At 29.9% G+C, this 1,341-nt stretch carries 1 protein-coding gene; it reads left to right on the forward strand.

Features of this window, described 5'->3' with window-relative positions; translation table 11 throughout:
- Nucleotides 1-20: 20 nt before the first annotated feature.
- A complete protein-coding gene (locus tag CXF67_RS09810; protein WP_102088586.1) occupies nt 21-1,121 on the forward strand; it encodes a serine hydrolase domain-containing protein in 1,101 nt (366 codons plus the stop codon).
- The last annotated feature ends 220 nt before the right edge of the window (nt 1,122-1,341 follow it).

Here is a 1,341-nt window from a genome sequence, read left to right on the forward strand (position 1 = left end):
TGCAGCATTAAAAAAAACATATGTTAATCAAGAAAAACATTTATCTAACAATCATAATTTTATTCATAGGGATTTTCGCTTTCGGACAATCTAATAGTAACAAAGAATCTGTAATTACTTCATTTCTTGACAATCTAAATAAAGATGATTTTTCGGGAACAATCTTAGTTGCAAAAAAAGATAAAATAATTGAGCAAAGAGCTTACGGCCTTTCAAGTATTGAGTTTAACGTAAAGAATAATACAGAAACAAAATTCAATATTGCTTCTATAACTAAAATGTTTACTTCTGTTGCAACTCTACAACTTTACGAACAAAGAAAATTAGAATTAGATATTCCTATTGGCAACTATTTACCTGATTACCCAAATAAACTTGTTAGAGATTCTGTTACCATTCATCAATTACTAACACACACTTCAGGCCTTAATAACTTTTATGTGGCAGATGAGGACAAAATGAAAAATTTAGAATACAAGAAAACATCAGACTTTGTTAAACTTTTCGTTAACGATACACTTTTATCAAAACCGGGAACTAAATATAATTATGGTGCGTCAGGTTTTGTAATTCTTGGTTTAATCATTGAAAAGTTAAGCGGTAAAAATTATTACGATTATTTGAGAGATAATATTTTCAAACCTACAAAAATGTTCAACACAACTGAATTAGAAATTGACTCTATTGTGAGTAATAAAGCAAGTGGATACACCTCAATGTTTGGGGAAAATAAAAGCCTCAAAAAAAATGACTACTATTTAACAAAAGCCTCACCAGGAGGTTTCTATTATTCAACTGTAAGCGATTTATTTAATTTTTCAAAAGCCTTAAGAAACTATAAGCTATTAAAAAAAGAAACAACCGAGTTAATGTTCAAGCCTAAAGTGAAAGGATACAATACGCATTTAGGGTATGGAATTGATATTGATCAAAGATATAACCAGACGATTATTGGTCATAGTGGAGGCTGGTACGGCATACATTGCGAATTAATGGATTTCAAAAATAATAATTATACAGTTGTAATTCTATCTAATATAGACGATGGCGGAAAAAAAGGAGCTTCAAAAGTTGCTGATTTTTTTAAAGAATTAATAGCAGATAAGGAAACAGAAGATTAAAGTAAAAAACGTTGCACAACAATGACTATAATTAATACGGGTTTTGGTGCTTAACCCAAAGTTTAGAGCTTATAAATAAGTCCGCCAAATCTTTTGATTTGGCTTTAGAACAAAAAAGATAAAACAAAATAAAAAGTTTTGGCTAATTGCTTAATCGGAAATAAATTACTTTTAATTCCCGTACCAACCATATCCGAGCCGTTAGGTGCAAGCGCAAAAC

It is taken from the genome of Psychroflexus sp. MES1-P1E, assembly GCF_002836055.1.
GTDB lineage: Bacteria > Bacteroidota > Bacteroidia > Flavobacteriales > Flavobacteriaceae > Psychroflexus.

Coding starts and splice junctions, on each gene's coding strand:
- CXF67_RS09810 (WP_102088586.1), top strand. CDS start 21: ATGTTAATCAAGAAAAACATTTATCTAACAATCATAATTTTATTCATA.